This window comes from Brevundimonas vesicularis (assembly GCF_014204545.1).
Lineage (GTDB): Bacteria > Pseudomonadota > Alphaproteobacteria > Caulobacterales > Caulobacteraceae > Brevundimonas > Brevundimonas vesicularis_B.
The window spans coordinates 116,001-131,169 of sequence record NZ_JACHLJ010000004.1; the positions used below are offsets into that span (position 1 = coordinate 116,001).

The window sequence follows — 15,169 nt, forward strand, 5'->3', positions numbered from 1 at the left end:
GCCGGGATGAACGACAAGACCAAGCCTCAGGAAAAGCGCGGCGGCTGGCTGAGCCGCTTTGCGCCCGGCGTCCGCAAGATCGTGTCTCGCCGCGACACCCCGGACAATCTCTGGGTCAAGGATCCCGACAGCGGCGAGATGCTGTATCGCTCGGACCTGGAGGCCGCCCTTTGGGTGACGCCGTCGGGCCGGCATATGCGCATCGATGCGCCGACCCGCCTGAAGGCCACCTTCGATGGCGGCGTCTTCCAGTCCATCGACACGCCGGACGTGCCCGAAGATCCGCTGAAGTTCTCGGACGGCAAATCCTACAAGGATCGCCTGAACGCCGCGCGCAAGGCGGCGGGCCGCAAGGACACCATGGCCATCGGCTATGGTTCGGTCGGCGGTCAGGACGCGGTCGTGATCGTTCAGGACTTCACCTTCATGGGCGGGTCGCTGGGTATGGCGGCGGGCGAGGCCTTCATCAAGGCGGCGCGCGAGGCGGTGAGCCGCAAGGTTCCGCTGGTCTGTTTCACCGCCGCCGGCGGCGCGCGGATGCAGGAGGGCGCCCTGTCGCTGATGCAGATGGCGCGCACCACCCTGGCGATCGAAGAGCTGAAGGACGCCAGACTGCCTTACGCCGTGGTCCTGACGGACCCGACGACGGGCGGGGTGACGGCCTCCTACGCCATGTTGGGTGATGTGCATCTGGCCGAACCGGGCGCCCTGATCGGCTTCGCCGGACCGCGCGTGATCGAGGCGACCATCCGCGAGAAGCTGCCGCCCGGCTTCCAGCGCGCTGAATATCTGCAGGAAAAGGGCATGGTGGACCGAGTCGTGACCCGCGCCGACTTGCCGCGCACCCTGGGTCAGATCCTGTCCATGCTGATGGACGGCGCCCGCGCCGCCGCCTGAGACCGCCTGAAGGGCCAGTCGATCGCGGTCGAGGCCCACAGGCACCACCAGACGATGACCGGCTGAAACAGCAGGCGCGGGCCGTGATAGGCCCAGCCTAACCCTGCGCCCGACGTCATAAAATTCACGGCATGCTGGATGTTGGCCGGGTAGACGCAGACGGCGTAGGCGGCCAGCGCCCAGCCGGCGGCGACCCGCAGGCGCGGGATCATCAGTCCCGCCGCGCCCAACAGTTCGGCGATCCCCGTCAGGGCCACGACAAGGACCGGCTGCGGAACCCACGCCGGCGTGATCCGCACGAAGGGGCCGGGGACCATCAGATGCAGCAGCCCTGCGCCCAAAAAGACGGCCGCAAGGACGAGGCGCGCCGCTGTTCTGATCTGCGGCCTGGAAGTCATGTCGCGGTTCTCGAAATCAGGGGGTAAAGGAGGCGGATGGATCCCGTCTCCGAACGACTACGCGCGCGCCACCCCCAGCGGATCGACCTTTCGTTGGAAAGAATGCGCGCGCTGTGCGCGGCCCTTGGCGATCCGCAGCACAAGCTTCCGCCGGTGATCCATGTGGCGGGCACCAACGGCAAGGGGTCGACCGTGGCCCTGATCCGCGCCATCGCCGAGGCGGCGGGATTGAAGGTGCACGCCTACACCTCGCCCCATCTGGTGCGGTTCAATGAACGGATCCGGCTGGCTGGAACGCTGATCGAGGACGACCATCTGAACGCGATCCTGGACCGGATCGAGGCGGTCATGGCCGAGACGGACAGCGAGGCCACGATGTTCGAAAGCACGACCGCCGCCGCCTTCCTGGCCATGTCCGAGACGCCCGCCGATCTGGCCATCATCGAGGTGGGTCTGGGCGGGGTGCTGGACGCGACCAATGTGATCGAGCGGCCGCTGCTCAGCGTCATCGCCCCGGTCGATTACGACCATGCGGAGTTCCTGGGCACGGATCTGGCCGCGATCGCCTCGGAAAAGGCGGGGGTGCTGAAAGCTGGCGCGCCGGCCGTGATTGCGCGCCAGAAGGAAGAGGCGATGGCCGCCATCGAGCGGCGCGCCGCCGATGTTCATGCGCGGCTTACCGTGCTGGGGGTCGACTTTGACGCCTGGGCCGAGCGGGGCGGTCTGGCGTTTCAGACGGCGGAACTGTTCATGGACCTTCCGGCGCCGGCCCTAGCAGGCGCGCACCAGATCGACAATGCGGCCCTGGCCGTGGCGGCGGCGGTCGAACTGGACCTGCCCGAGGCTGCGATCGCCGAAGGGCTGAAGCGCGTGCGCTGGCCCGCGCGGCTGCAACGGATTTCGGGCGGCCCATACGGCGCTGCGGCCAAGGCGGCGGAGGCGGAGCTGTGGCTGGACGGGGGGCATAATCCCCATGCGGCGCGGGCGCTGGCGGCGTTTCTGGCCGAGCGGCAGGCGCGGGCGCCGCGTCCCCTGGCCCTGGTCTGCGGCATGTTGAACAACAAGGATGCGGGCGGTTTCTTCGCCGCGCTGAAGGACAGCCAGGCCACCGTCTTCACCGTCGGCTTCGACGGCGCGGCGGCCGAGCCAACGGCCCTGGCGGCCGTGGCGCGCGGGCATGGGCTGGCGGCGACCCCGGCGGGTTCGGTTCCTGAGGCGCTGGATCTGGCGCTACGCCTGGGCGCGGGCCGGGTCGCCATCTGCGGATCGCTGTATCTGGCCGGCGAGGTCCTGGGCGCCAGCGAGGAGACCTGGCCGTTCTAGCGCGTCATCCAGGGCTTGGACTTGCCGGCGGCGATGCGGGCGGCCTGTTCGCGCTGGAAGCGACCGCCGCGCGGCGGCTTGGCGCGCGCATCCAGCCTGGCGTTCTTCAGGCGCAGGGCCTTCTGGACCGGGGTCTCGCCGGGTATGTCGTCAGCCGGGTTCGGGGTGTCTTCGTCGCTCATGGCGCCATCCTAGCATGAAAAACGCCCGCCGGTGGGACCGGCGGGCGTTTGATCTGACAGGGTCGAAAAGGCTCAGGCCTTGACGCCAGCCTCGGCCAGCCATTCGACGATCTTGCCCTTGGGCATGGCGCCGACCTTCATCGAGGCCATCTGGCCGTCCTTGAACAACATCAGGGTCGGAATACCCTTCACGCCCAGCTTGGACGGGGTCATGGGGCTATCGTCAATGTTGATCTTGGCTACGGTGACCTGACCGCCCAGTTCGTCGGCGATCTGTTCCAGCGCCGGACCGATCTGTTTGCAGGGGCCGCACCATTCGGCCCAGAAGTCGACCAGGACAGGGGTCGAGGATTTCAGGACGTCGGCGTCAAAGCTTTCGTCAGTGACTTTTACAGTCGCCATGAATGGCTCCTTGGGGCGCTATCGCTCGGCGCGCGGCGCCTCGCTGCATGAGCGCGTGTTGGTGTTGGCCGGATCTGTCCGGGTTCGATGGCAGATGTGGGAGCGAATCGCGGGCAATTCAACTGCCCGCGAGCGCCGCCGCCAGCAGGGTTTCGGGAATGGGCATCAGCTTGGGCCCGTCGGTCCAGACCAGGGCGGCCTCGACGGGGCGGTCGGGATACAGGCGCTTCAGCACGGCGACATAGACGGCGGCCTGCAGCACATAGGCGGGATCGACCGCCTCGACGGCGTGTGGCGCAGGGCGGTTGGTCTTGTAATCGACGACCAGAACCCTTTCGGGCGTGACCACCAGCCGGTCGATACGGCCGTTGATGGCGACGCCGGGCGGCAGGTCGGGCGCTGAACCCGTCAGGGCGACTTCGGCGCGGGAACCGGGACCGAAGACCGGGGCGAAGCGGGCGTCGTTCAGAACAGAGAAGGCGGCGGCGATCATCTCGGTGCGCTGGGCCTCGTCCAGATCGGTCTCGCGGGCCAGCAGTCGACGCGCGGCGTCGGGGCGGTCGGCGGGCGCGATCTCGGGCAGGCGTTCCAGCAGCCGGTGGATCAGGTCGCCGCGCCGGAACCGGCCCAGCGATGCCCCGCCGGCCGCGCGGTTGGCCAAAGGCGAGGGGGCGGGAATGCGGATCGCGCCGCCGTCCATCCGCGACGGCGAGGCGAAGCGGGCGGCGGCGTCGGCCGGCGGCGGCGAGGCGGCCCAGGCGGGCAGGGCGGCGACGGACCGCACCTCATCGGCGGCGACCGGGCGACGCTCGGGATCGACTCCATAGCGACGCACGCCGTTTTCGACTTCGCGCACCTGATCGCCCAGTCGGTCGAACGTTTCCGAGAGGATCGACCACCAGCTGCCGGCCTCGGCCCCCCGGCTTGAGGCGCGGCCCATGACGATGACGCGGTCCCGCGCGCGGGTCAGGGCGACATAGAGCAGGCGCAGGGTCTCGTCGTCGGTGCGGGCCTGGCGCGCGGCGCGCGCGTCCGCCGAGGCCGGGCAGTCGTCCTTCGCGGAGCCGGGCGCCATCAGCCAGGCCTCGCCTTCACCCTCCGGCGTCACGGCGGGCATCAGGGACGGACCTTGCGCCTTCGCCTTCATGGTGGTGTCGGGCAGGATGACGATGGGCGCCTCCAGACCCTTTGCGCCGTGGACGGTCATGACGCGGACCTCGCCGCGCGCGCCTTCCAGTTCGCGCTTCACCTCGACGTCGGCGGCCTCCAGCTGGGCCAGGCAGGTCTCCAGGTCGATCGCGCCCCGATTTTCGGCGGCCAGCACCTGGTTCAGGGTCTCGTCGATGGCTTCTTCCGCCTCGCGCCCCAGCCTGGTCAGGATGCGGGCGCGGCCGGAGCGGCCGGTGTCGTCCACACGGTTCAGAGCCTGGGAAAAGAAGGCGAAGGGATCGCCGCCGCGCGCGCCGATGGCGGCCTGAAGCGCATCGCGCGCGCGGGCCCATTCGGGGCGTTCGTGGGCCCGGTCGCGCAGGTCACGCCACAGCTGGCCGGAGTTGCGGTTCTCACGCCCGGCCAGGGCATACAGGCCGTCCTCGTCCACATCGCACAGCGGGCTGCGCAGCACCTCGGCCAGAGACAGATCGTCGTCGGGGAAGAGGGCGAAACGCGCCAGCGAGATCAGGTCGTCGAAGACGATGTGACTGGACAGTTTCAGCCGGTCCGCGCCGGCGACGGGCACGCCTTCGGACTTCAGCGCGCGGATGATCTCCTCGAAGGTGGCGTCGCGGCGTCGGACCAGGACGATGTAGTCTCCATAGCTGGCGGGGCGCTGGTCGCGGGTATTGCGATCGAAGACGGCGGCGCCGCTTTCGACCTGGCGGCGGATCTCGCGGGCCAGGTCGCGGGCCAGGCGCTTGCGGGCGCTGCCGGAGCTTTCCTGATCGACCGGATCGTCCCAGGCGTCGGTTTCGGGCGCGGGCTCGTCCAGAAACAGGGGCCACAGGTCGATGGCGCCGTGCTGGCCGATGCGGGCGGGCAGGTGTCGGGCGATATCGCCCTGCGGGCCGGTCAGGGCGCGGGTGCGGTCCGGGTCGGCGAAGACGGCGTCCACGAAGGCCAGCACCTCTTCTGTCGAGCGATAGGAGGTGTTCAGCTCCGGCCCGGCGAAGGGCTCGCCGGCGCCCTCGGCCAGAGCGAGGAAGGCGCCGCGCTCTTGACGCAGCCGTTCGGGGCGGGCGCCTTGGAAGGAATAGATCGACTGTTTCTCGTCGCCGACGGCGAAGACGGTGCGGCCGGACTTTTCGCCGGAGTAGAACTCGCCGGTCAGGGCGCGGACGATGGCCCATTGTTCGGGGGCGGTGTCCTGGGCCTCGTCGATCAGGACGTGATCGACCCCGCCGTCCAGCTTGTACAGCACCCAGGCCGCGGCCCCGCTTTCAGTCAGCAGAGCGGCGGCGCGCGCGACCAGATCGGGGAAGTCCAACGCCCCGCGCTGGGCCTTGGCGGCCTCGTAGAAGGCAGCGTGGGCGCGGGCCAGGGTCAGGACCTTGACCGTATCGTCGGCGACCTTGGCCTTGCGCAGCGCCTCGCGCGCAGCGAGAAATTTCGTCTGGAGGTCTAGCAGCCAGCCGACCGCGCCCTGCGGCGCCGACTTGGTGCCCATGCTCTTACGCGGGTCGCCCGCCTGGGTGCAGAAGACCCCGGCCAGGGCCGCGAACCCGGCGTAGGGCGGGGCGGCGACGCTCATGGCGTCGGCGATCTTCTTGTCATTGGCCGAGCCGGTTTCCATGGCCTCGGCCATGCGGTTCCACTCGCCGGGATCGATGAAGGCGACGAAATCGCGCTCCAGATCCTCCGGGCTGCGGTCGCGCTCGGCGCCGGTCAGGGCCCAGGGATCGGGCGCGGTCCCAGCTTCGGCCCGGTCGACATAATCGAGCAGATCGGCGCGTTTCGCCTCGATCATCGACAGCAAGGCCTGGAACCGCTGCCAGTCCAGCTCGACGGCGAAATGGCTGTAGGCCTGTCCGATGGGGCCGTCTGGATCGGCGACGGCGGCGCGGGCCAAATCTTCGCGCGCGGCATGGCTGAGGGCGATCGCGGCCTGGTCTTCCAGCACGGTGAAGCGGGGCGAGACGCCGGCCTCCAGCGGGAACCGGCGCAACAGCTTTTCGCAGAAGGCGTGGATGGTCTGGATTTTCAGCCCGCCCGGCGTCTCCAGCGCGCGGGCGAACAGTTTGCGCGCGCGGGAAAGCGCGGCGTGATCCATCGCCTGCGGGTCGCCGTCGTCCAGCCGGGCCAGTTCGCGCGATAGGGCGGCGTCGTCCAACACGGCCCAACCGCCCAGCTGGTCGAACAGTCGGGCCTGCATCTCGGCGGCGGCGGCCTTGGTGTAGGTGACGCACAGGATGGCGCCGGGATCGACCTGATCCAGCAGCAGCCGCGCCACCCGGTTCACCAGGGTGGTGGTCTTGCCCGAACCGGCGTTGGCGGTGACGAAGACGGTCAGGCGCGGGTCGGCGGCGACGATCTGGGGGGCGATGCTCATTCTTCGTCCCCGTCGCCGATCACCGACCATTCCCAGACGCGGGCCAGATGATCGTAGTTGCCGCCCTGATTGCCCATGAACTGAGGCGCGGCCCACGACACGTAAGGCGTATTCTCGTCGTCGAAGCGAGCGACCCGGCGCTTCAGCCCGTCCAGCGCCGCCTGGGCCAGATCGGCGGCCTCAAAGCCGGAGGCGCGGGTGACGACTTCGCCCGCCGTCTTTCGCCCGACCACGCGGACATAGGTCAGTTCGTCGGGCGTGACCGGGCCGTTGGTGTCCTTGAACCCGCCGTCGGCCAGGATGGCGGCCGTCAGGGTCAGCTGCGGGGCGAAGCCGGACTTGACCTGTTTGGCGGACGGCGCCGCCCCGGTCTTGAAGTCCATGACCGCCGCGCCGTCCGACGCCAGCTCGATCCGGTCGGCGAAGGCCTTGACCGTGAAGGGGCCGGCCGGGGCGTCGAAGGTCATCGTCCCCTGCTGTTCCACCAGGATATCGACGCCGCGCGCACGACGCCGGCGCTCGAACTCGGTCAGCCAACGAGCGCAGTTGCGGGCCAGCGGCGCCTCGCGGGCCATGGCGGCATCCTCGAAGCCGCGCGCGCCCAGTTCGCGCAGCAGATGATCGTGCAGGATGGCCTCGCAATCGTCGGGCAGGTCATTGGGCCAGTCCAGCGTCAGTCGTTCGATGGCGGCGTGGACGGCGTTGCCGCGGGCGAGCGCTTCGGCAGACGCGCCCGGACGCTCCATCGCCTCCAGCCCCAGCACCGACAGGGCGTAGATGGCGTAGGGATCGCGCACCCAGCGTTCGATGCGGGTGACGTACAGGCTGCGCGGACGGCGATGCACCGGCGGGCGCGGCTCCGGCCGTTTGGCGAACCGGGGCGGGCCGGGCGGGGGGGCGTCCAAGGCGCGGGCCCAGTCGATGACGGCTGAGGGGCGGGCGATGGCGACCGGCGTTTCGGCGGCGTTCGCGCCGCGCGTCAGCATCTCCAGCCGCCACAGCCAGCGCGAGCGTACGGCGGGCTGGCCGCCGCGCCGTTCGCTGTGGATCAAGATGACCTCGTCGGCGCAGGCGGCCTGGACAAAGTCCTGCGCCGTCTGGCCCAGGCGACGTTCGGGCGGCGGCAGGCCCAGCGCCTTTCGCATCGGGCGCGACAGGAAGGGGTCTGTCGGCGCCGCCTGAGGCCAGACGCCTTCCTCCAACCCGGCCAGGATCATCCGGTCCGCGCGCACCAGACGCGCCTCGATGGCGCCGAGAATGCGCAGCGACGGATGGGTCGCCCCTCCGGTCCGCACGACGTTTTCCCTGACCAGGGACGTGACCAGTTCGGCCAGTTCCGCGCGGCGGATGCGGCCGAGCGACGCCCCGCCCTCGATCAAGCCGGACAGAAGGCTGGCGGCGGCCTCGCCGTCGGGGCCGGCCCAGGCGTTCTGGCCGGCCAGGGTTTCGATCAGCCGGGTCAGGGCCGAGGCGGCGACGTTCAGATCCGCGTGGGGGGTGAACACGGCGGTCGCGACCTCGACGGCGGCCTGAAGCTGATCGACCAGGCGGGTCGCGGCCGAAAGCCGGGCCTGTTTCCATTCCGGCGACGCCTTGCCGCGCCGGTCGGGCTGGACCGCCTCCAGCAGGCGGCGGTGGATGGCGGCAAAATCGCGCGGGCGAGGGCCGCGCAGGGCGTGCTCCTCCAGCGCGGCGACGGCGGCGGCCTGAGGATCGTCGCCCAGATCGAACCGGACCAGCGGATGTTTGACCACGGCCAGCAGCAGATGGGGCTGGACCGGATCGGCGATCCAGCGGGCGCACAGATCGACCAGGGCGCCGGCGGGCAGGCGCGATAGCGGGGCGCCGGCGGACGAATCCGGGACGACTCCCCACCGTTCCAGTCGGGCGGCAACGCGGCGACCCAGGGCTTGGTCCGGCGTGACCAGGGCGCAGGTCTTGCCCGGCGTTTCCAGCGTCTCGCGCATCATCAGGGCGATGGCGGCGGCGGCCTCTTCCTCAGCGCGCACACTTAGGAGCGACAGGCCCTGTAGACCCTCGGCGATGGGATCGCGCGCCTCGTTGCGGGCGGCGGCGGCCGCGCGGATGTCGCGGATGGCGCGGCGCCAGTCGTCGGTGGCCTCGGCCGGCCGCAGGGCCTCGTTGACCAGCCGTTGGCGCGCCAGGCCGCGCGCTTGGACGGCCGGGGAGACGGCGGGCCGGAACCAAGGCCGGACGCTTTCGCGCGCGATCTCGCAGCGGTCCAGCAGCCGTTTCATCGCGCTTTGCGGATGCTGTTCGTCCAGCTGGTCCCAGACGCCGGCGTCCAGATCCAGGTCGAGGCCAGGCAGGACGACGCAGCCGAGTGGCGCCCTCGCCACGGCCTTCAGCACGTCGCCGGCGGCGGGGACGGTGCCGGTCGAGCCGGCGGCGATGACGGGCTGGCGCGGCGGTTCGCGGTCCCACAATTCGGCGAGGCGGCGCAGCAGGGTCGCGCGACGCCAGGCCGGATCTACCAGACCCAGTTCGGCCAGACGCTTCGGCCAGGCCTCGACCGCCAGACCCAGAAACTCGGCCGACCGTTCCCAGTGTTCGGCCATTTCGCCGTCGACCAGGGTCGCGATCCGCTCGGGGTTCTGAATCTCTTCCAGTTGGCAGGAATCGAGGAAGCCGCCCAGCGCGTCGGCCAGATCCAGCGCGCGCATCGGGCTAAGGGACGTATCGAACTGTTCGACGATCATCCGCGCCATCTCGAACCGGCGGGTCAGGGCGGGGATGGCGGGCGGCAGATCAAGGCCGAGGGCGCCGGGCGTAAAGGGCGGCTCGTCCTCCTCCAGATCGCCCAGCGGCCGCACCTGAGGCAGCAGGATGGGGCGGCCCTGGGACAGCTTGGACAGGGCGCCGGCAAAGGCGCGCGCGGCCCGGCGGTTGGGCAACAGGATGGTGGCGTCCGACAGGGTTTCGGGCGGCAGATCGCCCAGCCAGGCCAGCACCCCGGCGGCCAGGTCCTCAAGGAACGGCCGGTGCGCGGGGATGGCGTACCAACGGGGCGTGTCGCTCAGAAAGGGATCGAAGGCGCTCACGCCTCTCCCGCCAGTTTGGTCTCGGCCTCAGCCCGCGCCTGCGGGTCGCCGACGTGCATCCAGTCGCCGTCCAGGACGCAGCCAAACAGGCGGCCCTCGGCCGCGGACTTGCGCCACAGGGGGCTGAGGGAGAAGGGGCCGTCGGGGCCGTGGTCGGCGTATCCGGTGCGGGTGATGTGCACGCCCATATAGGCGAACGGCGCGGACGGGGCGTCGCCGCGGAATGTCAGCGTGCCGTCGTCGGCCATGAAGAAATCGCCGTCGCCCTCAAAGCCGATGGAGCCTTCGCGACGGGCCAGAAGCAGGGCGGCGTCCATCGTCTCGGGGTTCCATAGGCGGATCAGTTCGGCGAGCGCATCGCCGCGATCGATCCACACACTGTCGATATTGGCGACGAAGACGGGCTCCTCGCCCAGCAGGGGGTGGGCCTTCTTCAATCCGCCGCCGGTCTCCAGCAGTTCAGCGCGTTCGTCGGAAATCACGATCTCGGGGCCGCGTCCGCGGGCCGCCAGATGCGCTTCCAGCCGGTCGGCGAACCAGTGAACATTCACCACCGCCTTTTCGACGCCGGCCTCCGCCAGACGGTCCAGCACATGGTCGATCAAGGCGCGGCCCTGCACCTCGACCAAGGCCTTGGGTCGGTCGTCGGTCAGGGGCCGCATGCGCGTGCCCAGGCCGGCGGCGAGCACCATTGCGGTCTTGGGGGCCGTCTTTGGAGCGGTCATGCGCGGGCCTCGGCTGGAACGTGACGGTCGAACCAGCGGGCGACGGGCGCTAGGGCCGGCTGGTCCAGATTGGCGTTCAGGTGTCGCCACATGCGCGGCAGAAACTGGCGATATCGCGGTTTGCCGTCGCGCGCGATCAGGCGGGCGAAGATGCCGATGATTCGCGCCTCGTTCAGGGCGGCGAGGCCCGCGTAGTCGGCCATGAAGGCCGCGCGCTCGATCTGGGGCCGCAGGGCGAAATAGCGGTCCAGGGCCTCAGCCTCCAGTGCGGGCGACACGTCGCGCCGGGCGTCCTGCAGCAGGGAGTGCAGGTCCCACGACGGGTGGGCGCGCACTGCGTCCTGGAAGTCGATCATGCCGACGCGGGCGGCGCCGTCGCGCTGGAGCAGCCAGATCAGGTTTTCCGCGTGATAGTCACGATGGGCCATGACCGAGGCCCCGGCCGCGCCCGAGGCGACGATCGGCGCCCAAGCCGCGCGCCAGTCGGCGACGGCGGCGGCGTCGAAGCGGACGCGGTCGTCGAGTTTCGGCAGCCATTCGACAAACAGATCGGCCCCGCCCTGAAGGGCCGTCTCGTCATACGTCAGCAGGGGCCAGTCGCCGCCGGGGCCGTGCAGGGTCTGCGGCGGGTTTCCGGCGTCGTGCAGCACGGCAAGGGCCTCGATGGCGGCCAGATAAAGCGGCGTCTCGTCGGCGCCGTCTTCGATCGCGCGGGCGAACAGGGTGTCGCCGAAATCCTCAAGCACGGCCAGGCCGTTGGCGGCATCCAGCGACGGGATTTCGGGGGCGGACAGGCCCAGAGACTTCAGATGGGCGGCGACGGCGGCGAAGGCCTCGATCCGGCCGGCGGACAGGCGGGCGACGGCGTTCCAGCCGGCGGCGTGACGCTGCTCGGGCGTCCAGCGCGGATCGCACGGCTGGCTTTCGGCGGCGGGCGCCTGATCCATCAGCATCAATGTCGGGCCAGTCGTCGGCGTCAGCCGCTCATACCGCCGCGTCGAGGCGTCGCCGGGCAGGGGGACGCGCAGGGCGTCGGCCAGGCCGGCGGCCTTCAGGAAGTCGAGACGGAGGGTTTCGCGGTCAGACATGCAGTTCCTTCAGCCCCGTTTCCCATCGGCCTACGCCGGAAACGGTCGCAAGGCGGCCGTCGCCCTGTTCGGAGATTTCGATGATCAGCTGGTCCGCTCCTAGGAACCGGCCGGGATCGTCGCCAAGACGCTCGGGCCATTCGATCACGGCGCACCCTTCGTCCAGCGCGTCGTCCAGGCCGATCTCGAACGCCTCTTCCGGTCGGGTCAGGCGATAGAGGTCGAAATGGGCGACGGGCGGGTCGCTTTCGTAGAATTGGACCAGGGTGAAGGTCGGGCTGGGTACGTCCTCGTCCGGCGTGGTCAGGGCCCGGATCAGGCCGCGCGCCAGGGTCGACTTGCCCATGCCCAGCGGTCCGTAGAGCAGCAGACTGTCGCCCGGCGCCAGCAGCGGGGCGATGGCCTGGCCCAGTAAGGTGGTGGCCTCGGCGTCGGGCAGGGCGATCTTCATGGAAACACCGCGTTTTGGTCGGCGGCCAGGGTGCGCTCGGTGAAGTTTTTCAGCGCCTCGGTGGCCTTGGCGGCGTCGATGTCCAGCCGGTCAGCGGGAATGGGCAGGCCGACATCGACGCCGAACGGCTTGCCTTTCTTGTTCAGCAACTCATGGAACAGGGTCACGTCGCGCAGCTCCTGCGAGACCTTGTCGAACAGGTGAAACAGCCGGCTGTAGGGGCCGGTGACATGCATGGGGATCACCGGCGCATCGTATTTGCGCGCCATCGAGGCGGCGGTCGGCGCCCATTCGGGATCGGTCAGGACGCCGTTTTTCTCGCGCGCCAAGCGGCCGGCGGGGAACATGACGACGCAGCGTTCGGCCTCGAACGCCTCCTTGGCGGCGTTCAGGGTGGCGCGGGTCTTTTCGCGGGTGCGTTTGTCGTGGACCCATTCGACGGGGATGATGGTCTCGTCCAATCGCGGCGAGACGCGGATGGCGTCGGCGTTGGCGAAGAAAATCATGTCGCTGCGCCGCTGTTTGATCGCGTCGAATACCGCCACACCGTCGGCGATGCCGGTGGGGTGGTTGCACACGACGACGCAGCGGCCGGTCGCGGGCAGGCGCTCCAGATCCGTCGTCGTCACCTTCAGCCTCAGCAGGTCCGAGACAAAATCGAAGGTCTCGGTCCCCGACAGGTCGCGGATGGCGTCGGCCATTCGCACCGCCGCCCCATAGCCCAGCACGCCGTAAAGCGCCGGCCGCACGACCGGCCACAGCGGCGAACTGGTCAGGCGCGGCGCGCGTTCGGCGATCAGCACATCGACGATGTGGGGCTGACGGCGGGCGGGAAGGGTGGCGGCGATCATGAAAGATCGCTTGTCGCCGGTTAGGTCGGAGGGGGCAAGATGCGCGGCGTCGTGGACGCTTGGCGATCGGGCGAGCGACCCCTATCACTGTCGAAAAGCTGTGGGGAATGAAGACATGACGCGTTCACGCTGGATGGCGGCGGTCGCCTTTGGAAGCCTGATCCTAGCCGCCGCGCCCAGTCTGGCGCAGCAGGCCTCGTCCGCGCCGGCCGCCGCCGCCACCCCCGCCGCCCAGACGCCCGCATCGCGCGGCCTGTCGCTGAAAGATTTGGCGATGATGGAGCGGGTCAGCGAGCCGCGCGTCTCGCCGGACGGCCGCCAGATCCTCTATGCCGTGCGCACCACCGACTGGGACGGCAACAAGGGCGCCAACGGCCTGTGGCTGGCGGACGTGTCGGGCGGCGAGCCGCGCAAGTTGGCGATCTCGGAAGGCGGCGCCTCGGGCGCGCGCTGGGCGCCAGATGGAGGGGCCATCTATTTCCTGTCGTCGCGGGGCGGATCGAACCAGGTCTGGCGCACGGATGCGGCCGGGATGGCGGCGGCCCAGGTGACGACCCTGCCTTTCGACGTGTCGGGCTTCCGCATCGCGCCGGATGGCAAGTCGCTGGTCCTGACCGTCTCGGTCTTCGTCGATTGCGACACCCTGGCCTGCACCAAGGCGCGGCTGGATGCCCGGGGCAAGTCGACGCTCCAGACCTATGACCGTCTGCCGCTGCGCGACTTCGACCACTGGGTCGATACGCGCCGCACCCATCTGTTCGTCCAACCGCTGAACGGGTCTGGTTTGAGCGGCGGCGAACCGCGCGATCTGCTGGCGGGTCTGGACGCCGATGTCTCGGCCGGCGATTCCAGTTTCGACATTTCGCCGGACGGCCGGACCCTTGTTTACGGCACGCAGACGCAAGGGGCGGGCGAAGCCTTTACCAGCAATAGCGACGTCTTCCGAATGGCGCTCGACGGCGGAACGCCGGTCAATCTGACCGAGGCGAACAAGGGATCGGACGGCAATCCGGTCTTCTCTCCGAACGGTCGCCAACTGGCTTGGCTGTCGGCGCCGCGCGAGAACGTCGGCGGGGATCAGGCGGCGGTCTGGGTGGCTGACGCCGACGGCTCCGGCGCAAGGAAACTGACCGACTGGGATCGCGGCGCGGGCGGCCTGCAATGGCGCACCGACGGCCGGTCGCTGCTGGTCTCGGCGGCGGACGAGGGTCAGAACCGGCTGTTCTCCGTCGACGCCCGCAACGGCCGGATCACGCCCCTGACCGGAAACGGCACGGTCGGCGCCTATGAGGAGAAGGCCGGGGTCCTGGCCTATGCCCACGAAAGCTTCGTCGCCCCGACCCAGATCTTCGTGCACACGCGCGGCGAACCCCGCCAGATCAGCCGCCAGAACGCCGAGGTGCTGGCGCAGCTGGACCTGCCCAAGGGCGAGGCCTTCACCTTCGCCGGCTGGAACAATGAGCCGGTGCAGGGCTGGGTGTTCAAGCCGGCGGGCGCGGTCGAGGGGCGGCGCTATCCGGCGGTCTATCTGATCCACGGCGGGCCGAAATCGCCTTGGACCGAGAACTGGTCCTATCGCTGGAATCCGCAGGTCTATACGACGGCGGGCTATGCGGTGGTGATGATCAACTTCCACGGCTCGCCCGGTTATGGCCAGGCCTTCACCGACGCGATCAACGACCACTGGGGCGACCGGCCGCTGGAGGATCTGGAGAAGGGCTGGGCGGCGGCGCTGGCGAACAAATCGTGGATCGATGGCGACCGAGCCTGTGCGCTGGGCGCCTCCTACGGCGGCTATATGGTCAATATGATCGCGGGCAAGTGGAACGGGCCGTGGCGCTGCCTGGTCAACCATGCTGGGGTATTCGACGTGCCGCAACTGATGAACGCCATGGATATCGGCAACTTTATCTGGGAGTTCGGCGGACCGAGCTGGGAGCGCAAGGCCGTCTATGACGCCTTCAACCCTGAGACCTACGTCGGCGACTGGAAGAAGCCGATGCTGGTGCTGCATGGCTCCAAGGACTTCCGCGTGCCGATGGAGCAGGGGCTGGCGACCTTCTCGGCGCTTCAGCGTCAGGGCGTGCCCAGCCGCTTCGTCCATGTGCCGGACGAGAACCACTGGGTGCTGAAACCCCGCACCTGGGTCGACTGGCAGCAGGAAATCCTGGATTGGGTGGGTCGCTATACGGCGCCGGCGGGCTGAGCGACCCATTGACGCGCCTCGGCAGGGTGCTACGCCTCGC

At 69.7% G+C, this 15,169-nt stretch carries 12 protein-coding genes; 3 read left to right on the plus strand and 9 right to left on the minus strand.

Going from position 1 to position 15,169, the window contains the following annotated elements; all coding sequences use genetic code 11:
• Positions 1-6: 6 nt before the first annotated feature.
• Positions 7-897: an acetyl-CoA carboxylase, carboxyltransferase subunit beta gene (gene accD, locus HNP47_RS14645; protein ID WP_184280130.1), complete on the plus strand. Its 891-nt coding sequence runs from the start codon at positions 7-9 to the stop codon at positions 895-897.
• Here the strand turns inward: accD and HNP47_RS14650 are convergent.
• Positions 852-1,295, minus strand: coding sequence for a DoxX family protein (locus tag HNP47_RS14650; RefSeq protein WP_184280131.1), 444 nt, complete (start codon positions 1,293-1,295; stop codon positions 852-854). The genes accD and HNP47_RS14650 overlap by 46 nt on opposite strands.
• A gap of 36 nt (positions 1,296-1,331) precedes the next feature.
• Here HNP47_RS14650 and HNP47_RS14655 point away from each other — a divergent pair, with 36 nt between their 5' ends.
• On the plus strand, positions 1,332-2,618 hold the full coding sequence (locus tag HNP47_RS14655; protein WP_184280132.1) for a folylpolyglutamate synthase/dihydrofolate synthase family protein: 1,287 nt from the start codon (positions 1,332-1,334) through the stop codon (positions 2,616-2,618).
• On the opposite strand, the gene HNP47_RS14660 is transcribed toward HNP47_RS14655, so the two are convergent.
• From HNP47_RS14660 to HNP47_RS14695, 8 genes are all read right to left on the minus strand, one after another.
• Positions 2,615-2,800: a hypothetical protein gene (locus HNP47_RS14660; RefSeq protein WP_066552684.1), complete on the minus strand. Its 186-nt coding sequence runs from the start codon at positions 2,798-2,800 to the stop codon at positions 2,615-2,617. The genes HNP47_RS14655 and HNP47_RS14660 overlap by 4 nt on opposite strands.
• A 72-nt stretch (positions 2,801-2,872) precedes the next feature.
• On the minus strand, positions 2,873-3,202 hold the full coding sequence (gene trxA / locus HNP47_RS14665) for a thioredoxin (RefSeq protein WP_017506226.1): 330 nt from the start codon (positions 3,200-3,202) through the stop codon (positions 2,873-2,875).
• Positions 3,203-3,320: 118 nt separating this feature from the next.
• The gene (gene addA / locus HNP47_RS14670; protein WP_184280133.1) at positions 3,321-6,746 is read right to left on the minus strand and encodes a double-strand break repair helicase AddA; all 3,426 of its coding nucleotides are present in this window, start codon (positions 6,744-6,746) and stop codon (positions 3,321-3,323) included.
• The gene (addB, locus tag HNP47_RS14675) at positions 6,743-9,808 is read right to left on the minus strand and encodes a double-strand break repair protein AddB (RefSeq protein WP_184280134.1); all 3,066 of its coding nucleotides are present in this window, start codon (positions 9,806-9,808) and stop codon (positions 6,743-6,745) included. Before addB ends, addA begins: the two co-directional genes overlap by 4 nt.
• Positions 9,805-10,500 carry an N-acetylmuramate alpha-1-phosphate uridylyltransferase MurU gene (gene murU, locus HNP47_RS14680; RefSeq protein ID WP_184280216.1) on the minus strand — a complete coding sequence of 232 codons (696 nt, stop codon included), beginning with the start codon at positions 10,498-10,500 and terminating at the stop codon, positions 9,805-9,807. Before murU ends, addB begins: the two co-directional genes overlap by 4 nt.
• 29 nt (positions 10,501-10,529) lie before the next feature.
• Complete coding sequence (amgK, locus tag HNP47_RS14685; RefSeq protein ID WP_184280135.1) at positions 10,530-11,621, minus strand: N-acetylmuramate/N-acetylglucosamine kinase AmgK; 1,092 nt, start codon at positions 11,619-11,621, stop codon at positions 10,530-10,532.
• Positions 11,614-12,072, minus strand: coding sequence for a tRNA (adenosine(37)-N6)-threonylcarbamoyltransferase complex ATPase subunit type 1 TsaE (tsaE, locus tag HNP47_RS14690; protein WP_184280136.1), 459 nt, complete (start codon positions 12,070-12,072; stop codon positions 11,614-11,616). The genes amgK and tsaE overlap by 8 nt, the downstream gene beginning before the upstream one ends.
• Positions 12,069-12,923 carry a GNAT family N-acetyltransferase gene (locus HNP47_RS14695; protein ID WP_184280137.1) on the minus strand — a complete coding sequence of 285 codons (855 nt, stop codon included), beginning with the start codon at positions 12,921-12,923 and terminating at the stop codon, positions 12,069-12,071. The genes tsaE and HNP47_RS14695 overlap by 4 nt, the downstream gene beginning before the upstream one ends.
• 115 nt (positions 12,924-13,038) lie before the next feature.
• Here HNP47_RS14695 and HNP47_RS14700 point away from each other — a divergent pair, with 115 nt between their 5' ends.
• The gene (locus tag HNP47_RS14700) at positions 13,039-15,129 is read left to right on the plus strand and encodes a S9 family peptidase (RefSeq protein WP_184280138.1); all 2,091 of its coding nucleotides are present in this window, start codon (positions 13,039-13,041) and stop codon (positions 15,127-15,129) included.
• The last annotated feature ends 40 nt before the right edge of the window (positions 15,130-15,169 follow it).

Coding starts and splice junctions, on each gene's coding strand:
- tsaE (WP_184280136.1), bottom strand. CDS start 12,072: ATGAAGATCGCCCTGCCCGACGCCGAGGCCACCACCTTACTGGGCCAG.
- amgK (WP_184280135.1), bottom strand. CDS start 11,621: ATGTCTGACCGCGAAACCCTCCGTCTCGACTTCCTGAAGGCCGCCGGC.
- HNP47_RS14660 (WP_066552684.1), bottom strand. CDS start 2,800: ATGAGCGACGAAGACACCCCGAACCCGGCTGACGACATACCCGGCGAG.
- HNP47_RS14695 (WP_184280137.1), bottom strand. CDS start 12,923: ATGATCGCCGCCACCCTTCCCGCCCGCCGTCAGCCCCACATCGTCGAT.
- HNP47_RS14700 (WP_184280138.1), top strand. CDS start 13,039: ATGACGCGTTCACGCTGGATGGCGGCGGTCGCCTTTGGAAGCCTGATC.
- HNP47_RS14650 (WP_184280131.1), bottom strand. CDS start 1,295: ATGACTTCCAGGCCGCAGATCAGAACAGCGGCGCGCCTCGTCCTTGCG.
- accD (WP_184280130.1), top strand. CDS start 7: ATGAACGACAAGACCAAGCCTCAGGAAAAGCGCGGCGGCTGGCTGAGC.
- murU (WP_184280216.1), bottom strand. CDS start 10,500: ATGGTGCTCGCCGCCGGCCTGGGCACGCGCATGCGGCCCCTGACCGAC.
- trxA (WP_017506226.1), bottom strand. CDS start 3,202: ATGGCGACTGTAAAAGTCACTGACGAAAGCTTTGACGCCGACGTCCTG.
- addA (WP_184280133.1), bottom strand. CDS start 6,746: ATGAGCATCGCCCCCCAGATCGTCGCCGCCGACCCGCGCCTGACCGTC.
- HNP47_RS14655 (WP_184280132.1), top strand. CDS start 1,332: ATGGATCCCGTCTCCGAACGACTACGCGCGCGCCACCCCCAGCGGATC.